Origin of the sequence: Faecalibacter macacae (assembly GCF_003687725.1) — a bacterium.
In the GTDB taxonomy this organism is placed as follows: Bacteria; Bacteroidota; Bacteroidia; order Flavobacteriales; family Weeksellaceae; genus Empedobacter; species Empedobacter macacae.
Map to the genome: position 1 here is coordinate 35,683 of NZ_RDOJ01000005.1, position 17,580 is coordinate 53,262.

Annotated in this window: 18 protein-coding genes; 8 read left to right on the forward strand and 10 right to left on the reverse strand. The window is 31.5% G+C overall.

The features are described 5' to 3' along the window. Window positions 1–8: 8 nt before the first annotated feature. On the forward strand, window positions 9–731 hold the full coding sequence (locus EAH69_RS05005) for an RDD family protein (RefSeq protein WP_121934089.1): 723 nt from the start codon (window positions 9–11) through the stop codon (window positions 729–731). A 29-nt stretch (window positions 732–760) separates the two neighbouring features. Beyond that, window positions 761–1,138 (forward strand): YchJ family protein, encoded by a 378-nt coding sequence (locus EAH69_RS05010; protein WP_317124729.1) that lies wholly within the window; start codon window positions 761–763, stop codon window positions 1,136–1,138. Between the two features lie 17 nt (window positions 1,139–1,155). Here the strand turns inward: EAH69_RS05010 and EAH69_RS05015 are convergent, their stop codons facing one another. From EAH69_RS05015 to EAH69_RS05040, 6 genes are all read right to left on the reverse strand, one after another. Beyond that, on the reverse strand, window positions 1,156–1,554 hold the full coding sequence (locus tag EAH69_RS05015; protein ID WP_121934091.1) for a hypothetical protein: 399 nt from the start codon (window positions 1,552–1,554) through the stop codon (window positions 1,156–1,158). Window positions 1,555–1,671: 117 nt separating this feature from the next. Continuing rightward, on the reverse strand, window positions 1,672–2,010 hold the full coding sequence (locus EAH69_RS05020) for a hypothetical protein (RefSeq protein WP_147439091.1): 339 nt from the start codon (window positions 2,008–2,010) through the stop codon (window positions 1,672–1,674). Next, window positions 1,985–2,467: a hypothetical protein gene (locus tag EAH69_RS05025; protein WP_230466710.1), complete on the reverse strand. Its 483-nt coding sequence runs from the start codon at window positions 2,465–2,467 to the stop codon at window positions 1,985–1,987. The genes EAH69_RS05020 and EAH69_RS05025 overlap by 26 nt, the downstream gene beginning before the upstream one ends. A 67-nt stretch (window positions 2,468–2,534) precedes the next feature. After that, entirely contained in the window at window positions 2,535–3,248 is a 714-nt protein-coding gene (locus EAH69_RS05030; protein WP_121934094.1) for a nucleotidyltransferase family protein, read from the reverse strand. Window positions 3,249–3,251: 3 nt separating this feature from the next. Then, window positions 3,252–3,677 carry a RapZ C-terminal domain-containing protein gene (locus EAH69_RS05035; protein WP_121934095.1) on the reverse strand — a complete coding sequence of 142 codons (426 nt, stop codon included), beginning with the start codon at window positions 3,675–3,677 and terminating at the stop codon, window positions 3,252–3,254. Beyond that, window positions 3,670–4,686 carry an aminoglycoside phosphotransferase family protein gene (locus EAH69_RS05040; protein WP_121934096.1) on the reverse strand — a complete coding sequence of 339 codons (1,017 nt, stop codon included), beginning with the start codon at window positions 4,684–4,686 and terminating at the stop codon, window positions 3,670–3,672. The genes EAH69_RS05035 and EAH69_RS05040 overlap by 8 nt, the downstream gene beginning before the upstream one ends. Window positions 4,687–4,786: 100 nt before the next feature. Between EAH69_RS05040 and EAH69_RS05045 the strand changes: the two genes are divergently transcribed. Further along, entirely contained in the window at window positions 4,787–5,248 is a 462-nt protein-coding gene (locus EAH69_RS05045; protein WP_121934097.1) for a hypothetical protein, read from the forward strand. A 205-nt stretch (window positions 5,249–5,453) separates the two neighbouring features. Here the strand turns inward: EAH69_RS05045 and EAH69_RS05050 are convergent, their stop codons facing one another. Both EAH69_RS05050 and EAH69_RS05055 read right to left on the reverse strand, forming a co-directional pair. Next, complete coding sequence (locus EAH69_RS05050) at window positions 5,454–6,812, reverse strand: acyl-CoA dehydrogenase family protein (RefSeq protein ID WP_121934098.1); 1,359 nt, start codon at window positions 6,810–6,812, stop codon at window positions 5,454–5,456. A 66-nt stretch (window positions 6,813–6,878) separates the two neighbouring features. Then, the gene (locus tag EAH69_RS05055) at window positions 6,879–7,835 is read right to left on the reverse strand and encodes an NAD-dependent epimerase/dehydratase family protein (protein WP_121934099.1); all 957 of its coding nucleotides are present in this window, start codon (window positions 7,833–7,835) and stop codon (window positions 6,879–6,881) included. 263 nt (window positions 7,836–8,098) lie between these two features. Between EAH69_RS05055 and EAH69_RS05060 the strand changes: the two genes are divergently transcribed. From EAH69_RS05060 to EAH69_RS05080, 5 genes are all read left to right on the forward strand, one after another. Then, window positions 8,099–10,120 (forward strand): M13 family metallopeptidase, encoded by a 2,022-nt coding sequence (locus tag EAH69_RS05060; protein WP_121934100.1) that lies wholly within the window; start codon window positions 8,099–8,101, stop codon window positions 10,118–10,120. Between the two features lie 57 nt (window positions 10,121–10,177). Then, entirely contained in the window at window positions 10,178–10,462 is a 285-nt protein-coding gene (locus EAH69_RS05065) for a rhodanese-like domain-containing protein (RefSeq protein ID WP_121934217.1), read from the forward strand. 154 nt (window positions 10,463–10,616) lie between these two features. Further along, a complete protein-coding gene (gene rpsO, locus EAH69_RS05070; RefSeq protein ID WP_121934101.1) occupies window positions 10,617–10,886 on the forward strand; it encodes a 30S ribosomal protein S15 in 270 nt (89 codons plus the stop codon). Window positions 10,887–11,022: 136 nt separating this feature from the next. Beyond that, entirely contained in the window at window positions 11,023–13,182 is a 2,160-nt protein-coding gene (locus EAH69_RS05075; protein WP_121934102.1) for a polyribonucleotide nucleotidyltransferase, read from the forward strand. Between the two features lie 108 nt (window positions 13,183–13,290). Then, window positions 13,291–14,718 (forward strand): S41 family peptidase, encoded by a 1,428-nt coding sequence (locus EAH69_RS05080; RefSeq protein WP_121934103.1) that lies wholly within the window; start codon window positions 13,291–13,293, stop codon window positions 14,716–14,718. Window positions 14,719–14,828: 110 nt separating this feature from the next. Here EAH69_RS05080 and EAH69_RS05085 read toward each other — a convergent pair whose 3' ends face one another. Beyond that, window positions 14,829–16,250: an alkaline phosphatase gene (locus EAH69_RS05085; protein WP_121934104.1), complete on the reverse strand. Its 1,422-nt coding sequence runs from the start codon at window positions 16,248–16,250 to the stop codon at window positions 14,829–14,831. A 24-nt stretch (window positions 16,251–16,274) separates the two neighbouring features. Then, the gene (locus EAH69_RS05090) at window positions 16,275–17,516 is read right to left on the reverse strand and encodes a CobW family GTP-binding protein (protein ID WP_121934105.1); all 1,242 of its coding nucleotides are present in this window, start codon (window positions 17,514–17,516) and stop codon (window positions 16,275–16,277) included. Window positions 17,517–17,580: the final 64 nt, after the last annotated feature.

Here is a 17,580-nt window from a genome sequence, read left to right on the forward strand (position 1 = left end):
CCAAATATATGAATAAACTTTTAGTCAATACACCTCAAAACGTACAAATAGAGTATAATATTGCAGTATTAGGACCTCGAATCCTTGCTTTTATTATAGATACGGTAATTCGGTTTACATATGTTTACTTTATTTTTGAGATGTTATCAAAAGTAAATTTTGATGATGATTGGTTAGAAATTGGTACATATAGCTTATTATTTTTACCTTCTTTAATTTATCCCGTTTTGTTGGAAACGATAATGAATGGACAAACTATAGGGAAGTGGGTTACTCAAATTCGTGTAGTACAAATGGACGGACAGGCGGCTTCGTTTTATAATTATTTTACACGTTGGTTAATAGGTATTTTCGAAATTTCGATGTCATTTTGTTCGGTTGCCTTTTTAACTATTATTATCAATAAAAAAGGTCAACGTTTAGGTGACATTGCAGCGAATACTGTTTTAATCAGTCTAAAATCTAAATTAGATTTACATCAAACTATTTTTAAAGAATTGGATGAGAAGTATGTGATTCGATTTCCAGAAGTTTCAAAATTATCTGATCGTGATATTAATATTGTAAATGATAATTTTCAGCGTGCTTTAAAATCAGATAATTACGAGGTTTTAGAAGCTTTGACTCGAAAATTAGAAGGAATTATGGATGTAAAATCGGATGGATTGGGATTTATAGATTTTATAAAAACTGTAATTCAGGACCATTATCATTTTCATCGAAATAAGTAATTCATACCTTTGATAAATATAAAATTAAGATGATGGATTGTCCTTGTTGTTCAGGAAAAGAATATAAATATTGTTGCGAACCTTTTCATAAAGATGAGGTTTTGCCTCAAACACCAGAATTGTTAATGCGTTCTCGTTATACAGCATTCGCAATGAATTTGACAGATTATTTGGTCGAAACAACGCATCCAAGTAAAAGACCATTTCATTCTAAAAAAGAAATTGACGATTGGTCAAAACAAAACGTTTGGTTGAAATTAGAAGTTGTAAAGGCGTGGGATAGTTATGTTCATTTTAAAGCGTATTACCAAGATAATTTTGGCGATTTTTATGAACATGAAGAACTTTCTGGTTTCCAAAAAGAAGGAGGAAAGTGGTACTACGTTGACGGAAAATTTGATTTGTAAACAAAAAATTCCAAAACTTAATTTTGGAATTTTTTATTTAGATTATTTAACTTTTCTTCGATTTCAGTTTTATAGATTTCCAGAAATTTTTCATTATAAGGATCACGATCTTTATAATTTCTATTAACTAAATCTAAACTTTTTAAGTAGTTTAGTTTTGCAGAATCAAGCTGATTAATTTTTACTAAAGTTTCAGCTTTATAATAATAAGCTTCTCCAATATTTTTATCAGTTGATATTGTCTTATTGAAAAGAATTAAAGCTTCATTGTAATTTTTCTGATTCGATTTATTAACTCCTTGAAATGTATATGCTCTTGGATAAATATTTACAGATTTTTTTTCAGATAAATAATATTTCTCATAATAGAAATTAGCAGAATCATAATTATTTAAACCTTGATGAGCAGTTGCCATTAAATAATATACGTTTTCGCCCCAAGGATATTCTACAACTTTGGATAATTTATTTAAATGATGATAATCTTTTAAAGCATTTTCATAATCCTTTAACCTCGTTTGTTTAATCCAACCCTAATATCCTAATTTTTCTATAGGAGCAAGAGATGTTGCTATATTCAAACGTTTCATTCCTTCTTCATGTTCGCCACGTTTATTAAATGCGACAGAAGATTCCCAGACAATTTTATAATCATCTAGATTATTTTTGAATAAATGATCTAGCATAAATATCGAAAAATAGCTTCCTTGAGGATCTGAATATAAATTTAATCTTTGATCAGTAGTTGAAAAGAAGTAAAAATAAAACAGTAAGATTATAACTATAAATAAAGGAATAGAAACGATTAATTTTACAGTTCCTGAAATATATTTAAAGATTTTTGAATTAAAAAATATCATCAACTTTTCCATTTCTTATTTTGATATAAATTTGATAATAAGAGTTTTCATTTTTTCCGTTCCAATCAGTTAATTGTTTTAGGATTTTAACTATTTCATACTCCAATTCATTTCCAATTTGTACACTTTTGTATTCTTGATTTGTGGTTTTAATTCTAAAATATCCGATTTCGTTTTTACAATTTATTACAAAACGCACATTTATTAAACCTGAAAAGTTAGGAAAGTTTAGATTCTTAATAGGATTTTCTATGATTTTTCGAAAACCAAAACGTTCAGTTTTATAACCATATCCATCATTATAATATTCATAAATTACAGAAGGACAAGGTTCGAAAGAAGTGTTTTTGTCTATTATATCACTTTTGTCAATTTTACCAACCATTTTATGAAAACTAAAAAATAGTATAGTTCCAATAATGAAACTGAGAGATATGGTAGTGTAAAAAAAGTAATTAATGTATTTCATTAAGGTTAGTTATAAATTAAAAGTACAAAAAAATAGCTCAATTCACGAGAATTGAGCTTTATAACTATTATTTAAAAACTTCTTCAGCTTCCAAAACACTTGATGGTCGACCAACGTCGATTAAAATTCCACCCGAATGATCGAAACCTAAAATAGTTTCAGATTTCATTAATTCCATATAAACTTTCATAATAGAAAATTTTCCAGTTTCTGTAATAAAATCAAATAATTCAGGTTTGATTAAATGAATTCCACTAAAAGCTAATTCTTTACAATTATCCAAAGAATCAATCGCTTTAATTTCTTCATTTGTATTTAAGTTTTTCCATCCTTTTAAAGCATTTGCTTCGTTGAAAAATAACTTTCTTGATGATGTTCTATCAGATACAGCTAAAGTAACCAAGGCGTTATTTTCTTGATGTGCTTTTATAAAATCGGTAATGTTTAAATCAGTTAAAATATCAACATTCATCACTAAAAAATCTTCATCAAAAAAGTGTTTAGCATTAACTAAACCGCCACCAGTTTCTAAAACCTCTGGACGTTCATCAGAAATATGAATTGTGATTCCGAAATTGTCATTTTCATTTAAAAAATCAATTATTTGATCCGCAAAATGAAAAACATTAACTACGATTTCTGTAATTCCAAAGCTTTTTAAATATTCAATATTACGTTGTAACAAAGGTTTTCCGTTAACCGGAGCCAAAGCTTTTGGATGATTTTCTGTAAATGGTTTTAGACGCGTACCTAATCCGGCAGCAAAGAGCATTGCTTTCATTTCTTAATAAGCTTCGTTAATCCAGTTTTTCGCCTCTTGCACAACGTGCTGAACTGTAACTTGCGCATCAGGAAATTTTTCTGCGATGTGTTTTGCAGTCGCATCTGCCGAATAAACCGAACGATGTTGCCCGCCTGTACATCCAAAATTGATTTCTAAATTCTCGAATCCACGATTCAAATAATCTTCGATAGAAATATCAATTACTTGGAAAACGCCATTTAAGAAATCTTGAATTTTAGTTTCAGTTTCTAAGTAATTTTTCACACCTTCATCACGACCTGTTTGTGTTTTGTATTCTTGGATTCGACCTGGATTTAATATGCCACGACAATCAAATACAAATCCACCACCGTTACCAGTTGGATCAGTTGGGATTCCACCATTTTTATATGAAAAACTACGTACGTTAATGTTTAATTTAGCCATTTATTTTTTGATTTACTCGTTCTAACGTTTCTGGTTGAGTCAGAACTTTTATAATATGTTTTAATTCTGGGTAATTTTGTAAAATAGGGTAGTCGATAATAACTTTTAAATTATCTAAACCATATGAAATACTTTCGATAAAATGAGGTTTTCTTTCAATTAAACCTCTTAAACCATAAGCACCTAAAACTTGTAATAATCGAGCGACAACGCAATATTCGTACGAAGTTCTCGAATCTATTGTAATTGCATTGGGATCTAATTTTTTAACTTGTTCAAAATAATGATTGTATAAATCTTTTTTGAAATCCATTGGTAAATTAGCTTTCGCTTGCCAAATTAATGAAACTAAATCATAGAAAATAGGACCGTATAATCCACCTTGATAATCGATAAAATACGGTTGATTGTCTTTGATCATGATGTTTCTTGATTGAAAATCTCTAAAAACAAATCCTTTAGGAGCTAATTGATCAAATTGAGAAGCAAATAAATCAAAATCTTTAATTAATTTTCCTTGATTAAAATCGATTTCGATAGCATTTAAAAAGTAAAATTTAAACTGAAATAAATCTCTTAAAATTAATGTTTTATCTAGTTTTGGATATGAGAAACTTTGCTTGAAATTGATTGCGTTTCTACCTTTTATCTGAGCTTCAGCTAATTGATCAAGTACTGGATAAAAGTATTTTTTAGCTGATTCTAAATCATCTGAAATATAATTCATTAATGTTTTATCGCCTAAATCTGTTTGTGTATATAATGTAAAATCATCACTCACAAAATAGACTTCTGGAACAAATGGTGTAATTTGATTTAACTGATTTGTAAATGCTAAAAACGTTTTATTTTCGTCAATATTACTACTTTCAGATAAAATATAGGATTGGTTTTGATCCCAAAAACGATAATACTTTCTTGCAGAACCTCCACCAGCTAACAAAGTAACTGTGTTTATAGCTTCTTGAGAATAATGTAATTTTAAAAAATCGATGATTTTCGAATCCATTTTTACAATTTTCTGCAATTTACACCGAATCTTCAATTCTTAAAAATCAATTGTTGTAACCTTTTCAGAAAATTAGCATCTATAGTATAAAATAGATACTATGAAAAGAATAATGTTATTATTAGTGATGCTGTCATTACAATCGTGTATTTCAGTAAAAATTAGTAACGATAAATTTGACAAGAAACAATATGAAAATGTTAGGAATACCAACTTAACAGCTTCTGGAACTTATTTTGAAAATGGAAATGTGGATAAAGATTGGTCAAATCAAAATTCAAATAATTCTACGCAGGCAAGTTTTAGAGATGCTTCTGGAATTTCCTTTATTAAATTAAAAGCTAATAAAAATGTTAGCGTGCAGTTTCATCACTTGGTTAAGTTAGAAGGGAAAATAAAATTTGAAGTTATAAATAGTAAAAATGAAGTTGTATTTGAGCGAGATTTGAATAATTCGATTGAAGAAAATTTTAATTTAGAATTAAATTCAGGTGAATATGTCATTCGTTGGGAAGCTAAAAATGCGAATGGATTTTATTTTTTAGAATGGAAACAGAAGTAAATAATAAAGCCAACTCTGCAAAGTTGGCTTTAACGTAATTTCAAACACCACATTTGAAATTTTAATAATTTGATCGAAATCAAACTGTTGTTTTATATATCTAAAATTTTTTATCTCTAGTTTTGAGCGTGCAAAAGTACTATATTTTATGGTTTTTGTTAGTTTAAATATATTAAAATTATCCTAAATAATACCATTAACTCTATTAAACAAATGCACTAAAGCCGGTAATTGATCGTCCAACGATTAAAGAATTGATTTCTTTTGTTCCTTCGTAAGAATAAATAGCTTCAGAATCAGCGACAAATCTTGCGACGTCATGTTCTAATAAAATTCCATTACCGCCCATAACTTCTCTTGCTCTCGATACAATATCTCTTGTACGCATGGTACAGAATACTTTTGCTAACGAAGCGTGTTCATCTTTTAAAATTCCTTCGTCTTGCATTTCGGATAAGCGGAAAACCATAGTTTGCATAGCAGTTAAATTAGAAAGCATTTCGACCAAATGACCTTGAATCATCTGAAAACTTGCAATTGGTTTACCAAATTGTTTACGTGTTCTTGTATAATCTAATGCACTTTCGTAGGCGCCTCTTGCACATCCAGTTGCCATCCATGCTACACCAGCTCTTGTCATTTGTAACACTTTGGCAGTATCTTTAAAAGAATTAGCATTCTGTAATCTATTTTCTTCTGTAACAAAACAATCGGTTAAAGTGATTAATCCATTCTGAACAATACGAAGTGCCATTTTACCATGAATTTTTTCTACTGCAAATCCAGGATTATCTTTTTCTACAATAAATCCTTTTACTTCGTTATCGTCAAGATCTCTAGCCCATATAATAATTAAATCAGCAAAAGTTGCATTTCCAATCCATTTCTTTTGTCCGTTAAGAATCCATCCATCGTCCGTTTTTTTACAAGTTGTAGTTAATCCACCAGCAGCACCAGAGCCAACTTCAGGTTCTGTTAAACCAAAAGCTCCAATTTTTTCTAATTTTTGCATTTGTGGTAACCATTTTTGTTTTTGTTCTTCAGATCCACAGATGTAGATTGATCCCATAGATAGACCTGATTGAACGCCGAAGAATGTTGCAATTGAAGAATCTATTCTAGCCATTTCCATTGCTAAAACACCTTCCATTAAGAACGGTAAATTAGGGCATCCGTAGCCATCATAAGTAACACCACAGATGTTTAATTCTCTAAATTTTGGAATAATTTGAAATGGAAATTCATCTTTTAGCCAATATTCATTTACGATTGGTTTGATTTCAGTTTCCATGAAATGACGAACTTTTAGTTGAAGTTCTCGTTGTTCAGGAGTAAGAGTATGTGAAACATCGTAAAAATCGCCATCAATTTCTGGTAATTCACGATTTTTTGGTTTTGCGTTTAAGACTTTCATTAATCCAGCTAATTGTTGATCGTCCATTGAATTCAAATTTTTTATCACTTGAAGTAAATCAACTTTTTTAGAAAGCTCGACTAATTTTGATACATCAAATTGTTGAAGTAAAGCAGAAATTCCTTCTGAATTAAAAAATGCTCCCGACATATTTTTTGGTTTTGGTTACCAAAACTAATCAAAGAGCATTCCTAAAATATTATATTGTAGTTAAAATTAGGCGATTGCTAACTTAACACGTAAATTATCTAACATTGTTTCAGTCATTTTTTCTGTAGAAAATTTTGGAGCATAACCCCAATCAGCTTTCGCTACAGAATCATCAATTGATGATGGCCAAGAATCAGCAATTGCTTGACGGAAATCAGGTTCGTAAGAAATTTCAAAACTTGGAATATGCTTTTTAATCTCTTCAGCTAAATGTTCAGGAGCAAAACTTAAACCTCCTAAATTATAAGATTTAAATTCGCCTAACTTTTCACTATCAGTAGTCATTAATTGAACGATTGCATCAATTGCATCATCCATATATAACATAGGTAAGTAAGTTCCTTCTTTTAAGAAAGAAGTGTATTTACCTTCTTCAATGGCTTTGTAGTAAATATCTACAGCATAATCTGTAGTTCCGCCACCTGCAGGAGTTTTCCATGAAATTAAACCAGGAAAACGAACCGAACGAACATCAACTCCGTGATTTTGTTGATACCATTTACACCAATATTCTCCAGCTAATTTAGAGATTCCATAAACTGTAGACGGGGTTTGAACTGTATTTTGAGGTGTGTTATCTTTTGGCGTGTCAGGACCAAAAACTCCGATAGAAGATGGCCAGAAAATTTTATCGATAACTTTATCTTTTGCTAATTCTAGAAAAGTTAATAATGTGTCCATATTAAGTTTCCAACCAAACATTGGATTTTTTTCAGCAGTTCCAGATAGTAAAGCAGCTAAATGATAAACTGTTTTTACATTATGTTTTGCAATAACTTCTTTGATACGATTTGAGTCTAAAACATCAATTACTTCATAAATCCCATCATAGTCAACGTCTTTAGGATCACGGATATCAGAGATAATAACATTCTCTTTTCCGTATATAGTTTTTAATTTCTCAGCTAATTCAGAACCAATTTGTCCTAATGCGCCTGTAATTAAAATCGTTTCGGTTTCCATTCAAAAATTATTAATTTGTTTGCTATTCAAAGATACTAAGATTTTGTAGATTCAATAATTATATCATCGTTTTATTATTAACAATATTGTTTTGTATCACTTGCCTGTGGGGTGATTTGATAAATCTTCAATGTATTTTTTCAGAATTTTTTAATTATCAGTAGATAAAAGCTAATTTTTGAGGAAGTTTTAAGGCTAATTGAAATATCTCATTAAATTTGTAAGACTACGAAAATTAAAAAAAAGAATTAAAGATATTTAACATGAAAAAACACTTACTTGTTGCTGCATTTGCATGTACATCAATGCTAGTTAATGCACAAGAAAAGTATCAAGCAATCAATTTAGATTACATGGATACTTCAGTTCGTCCACAAGATGATTTTTATAGTTATGTGAATGGAAACTGGATGAAAACTGCTGTTATTCCTTCAGACCGTGCGCGTTGGGGAAGTTTTGATGAGTTGCGTGAAAATACGGATAAAGTTACTTTAGAATTAGTAAAAGGATTATTAAAAGAATACTACAAAGAAGGTTCTGATAATCAAAAAATCACTGATTTATATCGTTCATACGTAAACTATGATGCGCGTAATGCAACAGGATTAGCTCCAATTCAGAAATACTTAACTCAAATCGATCAAATTCAGAATTTAAACGATTTACAAGCATATTTAGTTGAGGTTACACCTATTGGTCGTAATCCATTTTACTCTTTCTTTATCTCTTCAGATATGAAAGATTCTAATGCAAACGCTGTTTATTTAGGTGGAGGTTCTTTAGGATTAGGTCGTACTTACTACCAAGTAGATGACGAGAAAAATCGTAAAACATTAACTGAATATTCAGATTATGTTTCACAGGTTTCTGCTATTGCAGGACAAAGAACACGTGATTTAAAAGGACCAGGGGTTGTTGCTTTCGAGAAACAAATTGCTTCTTACTTAAAAAATAACGTAGAAAGCCGTGATCCTGAAAAACGTTACAATCCTGTAAAAGTTTCTGAATTAAATTCATTAGTTAAGAATGTAGATTTACAAGCATACCTAACTCAATTTAATGTTAATGTTGATCAAGTTATTATTGGTGAGTTAAAATACTTCCAAAATTTAGATCAAATCTTAACTCAAGAGAATTTACCAATAATTAAAGATTACTTAAAATACCAATTTGTAAACAGTGTTGCTGGTTCTTCTACACGTGAATTAGAAGATGCTAATTTTGAATTTTTTGGTAAAAAATTAGGTGGACAACAAGTTCAACGTAGTTTAGATAAACGTGGATTAGGTTTTGTAAATGGTGCAGTTGGTGAATTAGTTGGTAAAGAATATGTAAAAGATAACTTTCCGCCAGAAGCAAAGGCTAATGCAAAAGAATTAATCGATTACTTATTCAAATCTTTTGATAAACACATCAACGAATTAGAGTGGATGTCTGCTGATACTAAAGTAAAAGCAATTGAAAAATTAAATAAATTCTCTGTTAAAATTGGTTACCCAGATCAATGGAAAGATTATTCTGAATTAATAGTTAAATCGCCAGTAAACGGAGGTTCTTTATTAGAAAATAGTTTAGAATTACGTAAATTCTCTTTCAACGAAATGATGAAAGATTTAGGTAAGCCAGTTGATAAATCTCGTTGGGGAATGTCTCCACAAACTGTAAATGCATATTTCCGTCCATCTGCAAACGAAATTGTTTTCCCTGCAGCTATTTTACAAGCGCCTTTCTACGATTATCGTGCTGATGCAGCTGTAAACTTTGGTGGGATTGGAGCAGTTATTGGACATGAAATTTCTCACGGTTTTGATGATTCTGGTGCGAAATATGATGGTGATGGTAACTTAGTAAACTGGTGGACTGCAGAAGATGAAGCTAAATTTAAAGCAGCTTCGCAAGCATTAGCATCTCAGTATGATAAGTACGAGCCAGTTCCAGGTATTTTTGTTAATGGTAAATTTACATTAGGAGAAAATATTGGAGATTTAGGTGGAGCATCGGTCGCTTTTGATGGTTTACAAATGTATTTAAAAGATAAAGGAACTTACGGAAATATCGATGGATTTACGCCACAACAAAGATTCTTCTTATCTTGGGCCACAATTTGGAGAACTAAAGCAACGCCAGCTGCATTAGAGAATCAAGTAAAAACAGATCCTCACTCTCCAGGTTATTACCGTTCTTTTGGACCAATTATTAATATTGATGCATTTTACGAGGCATTTAGTGTAAAAGAAGGTGATAAGTTATTCGTTCCGAAAAAGGATCGTATTAAAATCTGGTAATAGAATATGTTTAAGAAAATCAAAGCTTGGTTTTTAAATCGAAATAGAGTAATTAGTATGACAACAGTAGAAGCTATTAAAAGTGGAAACGGTACGTTAATCGATGTACGTGAACCACACGAATTAGATATGGAAGGATTTGTACCTAATGCAATTAATATTCCATTAGGTGACGTTCCACATAGAGTAGAAGAGATTAAAGCAATGGCACAACCAATCATTGTTTTTTGTAGAAGTGGAAATCGTTCAGGAAATGCTGCGATTTTCTTACAATCTCAAGGATTAGAAGATGTATATAATGGAGGAGGTTTCCAAGACGTTTTAGATGTTTTAGGATCTTAATCTAAATACAATCATAGAGATAAAAGAGCGATCAGATTTTCTGGTCGCTCTTTTTTATTTAAAATAATAACAAAGTTTGTTTAAAGCGTTGTACAATCAGATAATTGTTGTAAATTTGCAATTCATTACATAATAATTATTAAATAATATTTGCATGTACTTAACATCAGAAGTAAAAAGCGAATTATTCGCTAAGCACGGGAAATCAGCTCAAGATACAGGATCTGCTGAAGGACAAATCGCTTTATTCACTTACCGTATCAACCATTTAACTGGTCACTTAAAAAAGAACAGAAAAGATTTTAACACAGAAAGATCTTTAGTACTTTTAGTAGGTAAGCGTAAGTCTTTATTAGACTACTTAAAGAAAAAAGATATTACACGTTACCGTGCGATTATCGCTGAATTAGGATTACGTAAGTAATTTTAAATTATAAAAGAAAGGGCAATTGAAAATAATTGCCTTTTTTTTTGCTCAAATAGTTAGAAATAAACTACATTTATAAAATATTGGAGCAAACGGCTCCAATTATAGACGAATTTAATAGATAAGAAGACGAATGATTCCACAGGCGATCACAGAAAAAGTATCTCTTTCAGACGGAAGAGAGATTACAATCGAAACAGGGAAGTTAGCTAAACAAGCAAATGGATCAGTGGTTGTACGCATGGGTGATACCATGTTATTAGCTACAGTAGTAGCAAACAAAGATGCAAATCCAGGTGTAGATTTCTTACCATTAACGGTAGATTATAGAGAGAAATTCTACGCAGGAGGACGTATCCCAGGAAACTTCTTCAGAAGAGAAGCAAAACCATCAGACGACGAGGTATTAACAATGCGTTTAGTAGACCGTGTATTACGTCCGATGTTCCCAGAAGATTTCCATGCTGAGGTTCAAGTAATGATCTCATTAATTTCTTACGACAAAGAAGTAATGCCAGAAGCATTAGCTGGTTTAGCAGCTTCTGCAGCAATTGCTATCACAGATATTCCTTTTACATTAATTTCTGAAGCTAGAGTTATTCGTTTAGACGGAAAATTAATGGTTAACCCTTCAAAAGAGCAATTAGATAGAGCTGATATCGATATTATGGTAGGAGCTTCTAAAGATTCTGTTGTTATGGTTGAAGGTGAAATGAGTGAAATTTCTGAGCGCGAAATGTTAGACGCGATCATGTTTGCTCATGAAGAAATCAAAAAACAAATTGAAGCACAAGAGCGTTTAGCTGAGAAAGTTGGAAAATCTTTCCCTAAACGTGAATACTGCCACGAAACACACGACGAAGAAATTCGCGAAAAAGTTTGGGCATATGCTTACGATAAATACTACGATATTGCAAAAACTCCTTCTGACAAAAATGAAAGAGGTGAAAAATTTGCAGCAGTAGAAGAAGAATTCTTAGCACAATACGCTGAGGATGAAGAAGAGTTAGCACGTGTTAAACCATTTGCTCACATTTACTTCCACGATGTTCAAAAAGAAGCTGTACGTCAATTAATCTTAAATGAAGGGATTCGTTTAGATGGTCGTGATCCAAAAACTATCCGTCCAATTTGGTCAGAAGTTGATTACTTACCTTCTACACATGGTTCTGCAATCTTTACACGTGGGGAAACTCAAGCATTAGCTACTGTTACTTTAGGTTCTTCTAAAGATGCAAACATGGTTGATGGTGTAGTTACAAACTTCGACGAAAAATTCTTTTTACACTATAATTTCCCTCCATTCTCAACAGGTGAAGCTCGTCCATTAAGAGGAACTTCTCGTCGTGAAATTGGTCACGGAAACTTAGCACAACGTGCTTTAGCACAGGTTTTACCAGACGATTGTCCTTACACTGTACGTATCGTTTCTGAAGTTTTAGAATCTAACGGTTCTTCTTCTATGGCAACTGTTTGTGCGGGTACATTAGCATTAATGGATTCAGGTTTAGCAATCAAAAAACCAGTTTCTGGTATTGCAATGGGATTAATTACAGATCCTAAATCTGGAAAATTCACTGTATTATCTGATATTTTAGGAGACGAAGATCACTTAGGTGATATGGACTTTAAAGTTACAGGTACAGCAGATGGAATTACAGCTTGTCAAATGGACATCAAAGTTCAAGGTTTATCTATGGAAATCATGGAAACTGCCTTATTACAAGCAAAAGATGGACGTGAGCATATTTTAGGTAAATTATTAGAAACGTTACCAGCTACTCGTCCACAATTGAAACCAAATGCACCTAAAGTTGTTGTGATCGAAATTCCTAAGGAATTCATCGGAGCAGTAATCGGTCCTGGAGGAAAAGTGATTCAAGAAATGCAAAAAGAAACTGAAACAGTTATTGCAATTACTGAAGAAGATACAATTGGTCGTGTAGAAATCAATGGTGTTATCCAAGAAAACATCGATCGTGTCGTAGAGCGTATTAAGCAAATTGCTTTCGTTCCTACAGTTGGTGAAACATACCACGCTGTTGTAAAATCGATTAAACCATTTGGAGCTTTTGTAGAAATCTCTAAAGGTGTTGAAGGATTAGTACACATTTCTGAAATTGAGCACAAACGTTTAGAGAAAGTTGAAGATGCATTAAACATTGGAGATCAAATCGACGTTAAATTCTTAGGGTACGATGATAAAAAGAAAATGAAATTATCTCGTAAGGCTTTATTGCCAAAACCTGAGAAAAAAGAAGCTCCTAAAAAAGAGGATAAACCAGAAGCTTAATTTTAGCTTTTAAATAATCTCAAAAGTCCACGTGTAAACGTGGACTTTTTTTTGTGGGTAATATTTCTTCATTATATTTATTGTAATTTACACTCAACATAAAAAAAAATGAAATTATTACAATCTCTAGCATTTACAGTTTTAGCCTATTCTTTTGGCTATTCACAAAATTGCAACTGTACCGAAAATTATAATTGGATAAAGAATACTTTTGAAGAAAATGATGCTGGATATCAATATATCATTGATAAAAAAGGAAATAATGCTTATCAAACGCATAATCAATTAACAGCTAATAGAATTGCAAAAATTTCAGATTATAATCAATGTAAAATAGAATTAGAAAATTGGTTGAAATTCTTTCGACAAGATCATTTTTACATTGGATTAACTGATCAAGCAAAATCAAACCAAAAAAAGTTAGAAAACTTTCAATCAGTAACTGCAAATCCGATTCAACTAGAAAAGTTTAAAAAAGAAATTTTATCTAAAAAAAGTTATTCGATTGAAGGGTTATGGAAAGCAAAAAATTTATTGATAGCTGTAAAGAAGATTAATAATGAATTTATCGGTTCTGTTGTTGAAACAAAATCGAAGTACAAATTAAATGATGTTATATTTAAGATATCAGCTGATATGTCTTCAGCAACATATTTTACGTCCAATTATAAACCAGAATCAATTCAACAAGTACAATATTTAGGGAATAATGTTTTACAAATAGGAAATCGATTCTTTGAAAGGGAATTCCCTGTATTAGCTTACGAGAATAAAATAAAGGAATACTTTCAAATCAAATCTTCAGAAAAACCTTTTGGTTATAAAAAAGATGAAAATACCGTTTATATTTATATTCCTACGTTTGATGATAGTAAATCGGAAATCGATCAACTATTTAAAGTTCTACACTCAGAAATAATTAAAACTGAAAATTTAATCATTGATATCAGAGATAATACAGGAGGACAAGATCAGAGCTATTCATCTGTTATTTCTTATTTATATACGAATCCAATTCAGTTGGTTTTACCTGAATTTTATTCAACGGAATTGAATAATCAGCCTATGAAAGTAATTATTGAGAATCCTTCAGTAGATGAACAGACAAAAAAAATGTATAAAGAATTATATGATAAATTAGAGCGTAATAGAGGCAAGTTTATCAATTTATCGTCTAATGAAAATGTTGCCCTAATAAAAAGGGAAAAGATGTTAGATTTCCCGAAGAATGTAGGGATTATCATCAACGAAAATAATCTTAGTTCGGCTGAAGAATTTATTTTTATGGCAAAACAAAGTCGTAAGGTAAAATTATTTGGTCGTAAGACGGGTGGTGCTTTAGACGTGTCGAATATGGTTGATTTGGTATCACCAACTGGCGATTTTGAATTTTCTTATTGTGTTTCACGTTCTAAACGTATTCCTGATAATGCAGTTGACGACATGGGTATTCATCCAGATTATTATTTTGATTCGTCTATTCCTGAGGTAGATTGGATTGATAAAGTAAAAGAAATAATGAGTTTTTGGAAGTAATTATTAAAAAATTATAAAAATAAAAAAGCGACTTCTTTTGGAAGTCGCTTAACTTTTTCATACTATTTCACGATACAAAATCATAAAATGATTTCACTCGAAATGACAAATTAAAATTTATTCTCAATTTGAGCTGCTTGCAACATCAAATAATGTAAATCTGTATTTTTTACGAAAGGTTTTAATAACTCTTTACCAGGACCAAAAGCAGCAACTTCTACATGATCAGATGAGTGATCCATAGAAATCCAACCGACAGAACTGTGTTTTTTCTGCATATTAGCAAAACCTTCGTAAGGTAAATGCTTATAATTATATAAACCTTGTTCCTCTTTTTGAATGTTGCTATAATAACCTAAAATATGATGCGCTTCGCCAGAAGTGATTGTAAAACCTAAATATTCATTCACTAAATCTCTCACTTTATTCGGAGAATAGCTGTTGTCAATTTGATTTAAAATCCACTCGTTTGTGTATTTGTATTTAGCAACCGTTTCAAAGTTCTTATCACATTCTTTACCGTAGATTAAACCAGGATTCGCGTTCCCATGATCGGTAGTGAAAATAACTAAAGTTTCACCATCTTTTTCAGCAAATTCTAACGCGACTTTTAAAGCTTCATCAAACTGAATTTGTTCAAATAATAAACCTCCTAAATCATTTGCGTGAGCCGCCCAATCCACTTTTCCAGATTCGATTTGTAAAGCAAAACCATTTTTAGAAGTGTTCAAATGTTCAATCGCTTTCTTTGTCATATCAGCCAAAGAAGGAATCTTCTTTTCTAATTCAGGATTATTTTTTCTATCCAATTGATATGGAAGTGCGCCTTCATTAAAAATACCTAAAATCGGTTTGTTTTTACCTGTTTGTTTTAACTCGTTTAAAGTTTTTACAACAGCATATCCTTTATCTTCGTAATCTTCGTATAAATCTCGTTTATCTTCACGTTTATCTTCATTAAAGAATTCGTCACCACCGCCCATTACGATATCAACTCCAAGATTCAAATAATCTACAGCGATTTGTGGTTCTGCATAACGCGAATTATTGTTGACATTGAAACCAGCAGGCGTAGCATGTGTAGCCGTAACCGTAGTTACCACTCCAATTTTCTTTCCTTTGCGTTTCATTTTTTGCCAAATCGGTAAATATTGTTCACCATTCGCTCCAACATTTAAAGATCCGTTCGGAACACGAACACCACCTCCAAAAGCAGAACTTCCGGCCGAACTATCAGTAACAATAGAAGAAGCAGAAGAAGTTTCCATTAAACCTCTCGTTACTTTATTATCCATATAGGCGCTCATCCAAACTGAACGATGACCTAATATTCTATTTTGATAATGATCAGATAACGCTAAAGTTCCAGAACTCATTCCGTCCGAAACCATAAAAATGATATTATTTGCGCGTTTTCCTTTTACAGAAATATCGTAATCCATCGTTGTGGCTAATCCACTAATTGGATTACCAAATAAAGCTCCTCCAGCTGCTAATAATGTTCCTTTTTTAAAGAACTTTCTTCTGTCCATTTGTCTTTATGTTTTGTATGTATGTTATGAATTATGTTTGGCTTGCCATTCAATAATTTCTTGCTCATTTAATAAACAAGCATTTAATTCTCTTGTAATTTGATCTTTATCTATTCCTTGGCCGATAAATACAATTTCTATCACACGATCTCCCCAAAATTTCGACCATTTTGCATCAATAGTTTCTTTATTCATTTGGTAAGCCGCATACATTTCGCGTTCTTGTTTAGGAATTGCACACCACCAAGCTCCAGCAGGATCAATTCTGATACTTCCACCAGCTTGACTTAAAAATATAGCATCGTCGGGACGATTAGCCATCCAAAATAAACCTTTAGAACGATAAACTGAAGGTGGGAAATCATCATTTAAATACGATAAAAATCGCTCAGCGTGAAAAGGAATTTTTTGACGGTAAACAAAAGATGTCATTCCGTATTTTTCTTCCACGTGATGGTGATGATCGTGAGAACAATCTGGTCCACATGTGTGTCCGTGTTCGTGGTGATCGTGCGAATGTTCTTCTTCTTCCTCCAACATTTTTACCCAAGCATCCATATCTTGAACTTTTTCGAAATCGAATAAATTAGTGTTTAAGATTTCGTCTAAATCAACTTCAGAGAATGTTGTAGGAATAATCTTCGCAGTAGGGTTTAATTTATGAATAAATGATGTGATATTTTTTTGTGTTTCATCATCAATCGCATCAATTTTATTTAAAAGAATAACGTTTGCAAATTCAATTTGATTGATTAATAAATCAACAATTGGGCGATCGTCTTCGTTATTTTCTGTGTATCCACGTGTGAAAACATTTTCGTCTGTACCAAAATTTCTAAAGAAATTTAAAGCATCAACAACATTGACCAATGTATCTAAACGAGCGTGTTTTGGAATGTCAATTTTACCATCAGGAGAAACAAAATCTAATGTTTGAGCAATTGGTCCTGGATCTGAAATACCCGAACTTTCAATCACTAAATAATCATACTTCCCTGATTGAGCTAACTCGTGAATGTTTTCAATTAAATCTTCACGAATTTCACAACAAACACATCCGTTGCTTAATTCGACTAACTTTTCATCTGATTGTATAAAGTTATTATCGCGCGCAATCATTTGTGCATCGATGTTAACTTCGCCCATATCATTTACGATTACGGCTACTTTTAATCCTTTTTTATTGTGTAAAATATGGTTAAGTAACGTTGTTTTTCCACTTCCTAAAAATCCTGAAAGTACGGTTACTGGTAATTTAGTTTGCATAATTTTATATGAAAATATCTTACAAATTTACTGAATATTGAGTCAAAATGAATTGATTTTAACT

Excerpts from the sequence above, each read along its gene's own strand:
- EAH69_RS05005 (WP_121934089.1), top strand. The coding sequence starts at position 9 with ATGAATAAACTTTTAGTCAATACACCTCAAAACGTACAAATAGAGTAT.
- EAH69_RS05010 (WP_317124729.1), top strand. The coding sequence starts at position 761 with ATGATGGATTGTCCTTGTTGTTCAGGAAAAGAATATAAATATTGTTGC.
- EAH69_RS05015 (WP_121934091.1), bottom strand. The coding sequence starts at position 1,554 with ATGGCAACTGCTCATCAAGGTTTAAATAATTATGATTCTGCTAATTTC.
- EAH69_RS05020 (WP_147439091.1), bottom strand. The coding sequence starts at position 2,010 with ATGGAAAAGTTGATGATATTTTTTAATTCAAAAATCTTTAAATATATT.
- EAH69_RS05025 (WP_230466710.1), bottom strand. The coding sequence starts at position 2,467 with ATGAAATACATTAATTACTTTTTTTACACTACCATATCTCTCAGTTTC.
- EAH69_RS05030 (WP_121934094.1), bottom strand. The coding sequence starts at position 3,248 with ATGAAAGCAATGCTCTTTGCTGCCGGATTAGGTACGCGTCTAAAACCA.
- EAH69_RS05035 (WP_121934095.1), bottom strand. The coding sequence starts at position 3,677 with ATGGCTAAATTAAACATTAACGTACGTAGTTTTTCATATAAAAATGGT.
- EAH69_RS05040 (WP_121934096.1), bottom strand. The coding sequence starts at position 4,686 with ATGGATTCGAAAATCATCGATTTTTTAAAATTACATTATTCTCAAGAA.
- EAH69_RS05045 (WP_121934097.1), top strand. The coding sequence starts at position 4,787 with ATGAAAAGAATAATGTTATTATTAGTGATGCTGTCATTACAATCGTGT.
- EAH69_RS05050 (WP_121934098.1), bottom strand. The coding sequence starts at position 6,812 with ATGTCGGGAGCATTTTTTAATTCAGAAGGAATTTCTGCTTTACTTCAA.
- EAH69_RS05055 (WP_121934099.1), bottom strand. The coding sequence starts at position 7,835 with ATGGAAACCGAAACGATTTTAATTACAGGCGCATTAGGACAAATTGGT.
- EAH69_RS05060 (WP_121934100.1), top strand. The coding sequence starts at position 8,099 with ATGAAAAAACACTTACTTGTTGCTGCATTTGCATGTACATCAATGCTA.
- EAH69_RS05065 (WP_121934217.1), top strand. The coding sequence starts at position 10,178 with ATGACAACAGTAGAAGCTATTAAAAGTGGAAACGGTACGTTAATCGAT.
- rpsO (WP_121934101.1), top strand. The coding sequence starts at position 10,617 with ATGTACTTAACATCAGAAGTAAAAAGCGAATTATTCGCTAAGCACGGG.
- EAH69_RS05075 (WP_121934102.1), top strand. The coding sequence starts at position 11,023 with ATGATTCCACAGGCGATCACAGAAAAAGTATCTCTTTCAGACGGAAGA.
- EAH69_RS05080 (WP_121934103.1), top strand. The coding sequence starts at position 13,291 with ATGAAATTATTACAATCTCTAGCATTTACAGTTTTAGCCTATTCTTTT.
- EAH69_RS05085 (WP_121934104.1), bottom strand. The coding sequence starts at position 16,250 with ATGGACAGAAGAAAGTTCTTTAAAAAAGGAACATTATTAGCAGCTGGA.
- EAH69_RS05090 (WP_121934105.1), bottom strand. The coding sequence starts at position 17,516 with ATGCAAACTAAATTACCAGTAACCGTACTTTCAGGATTTTTAGGAAGT.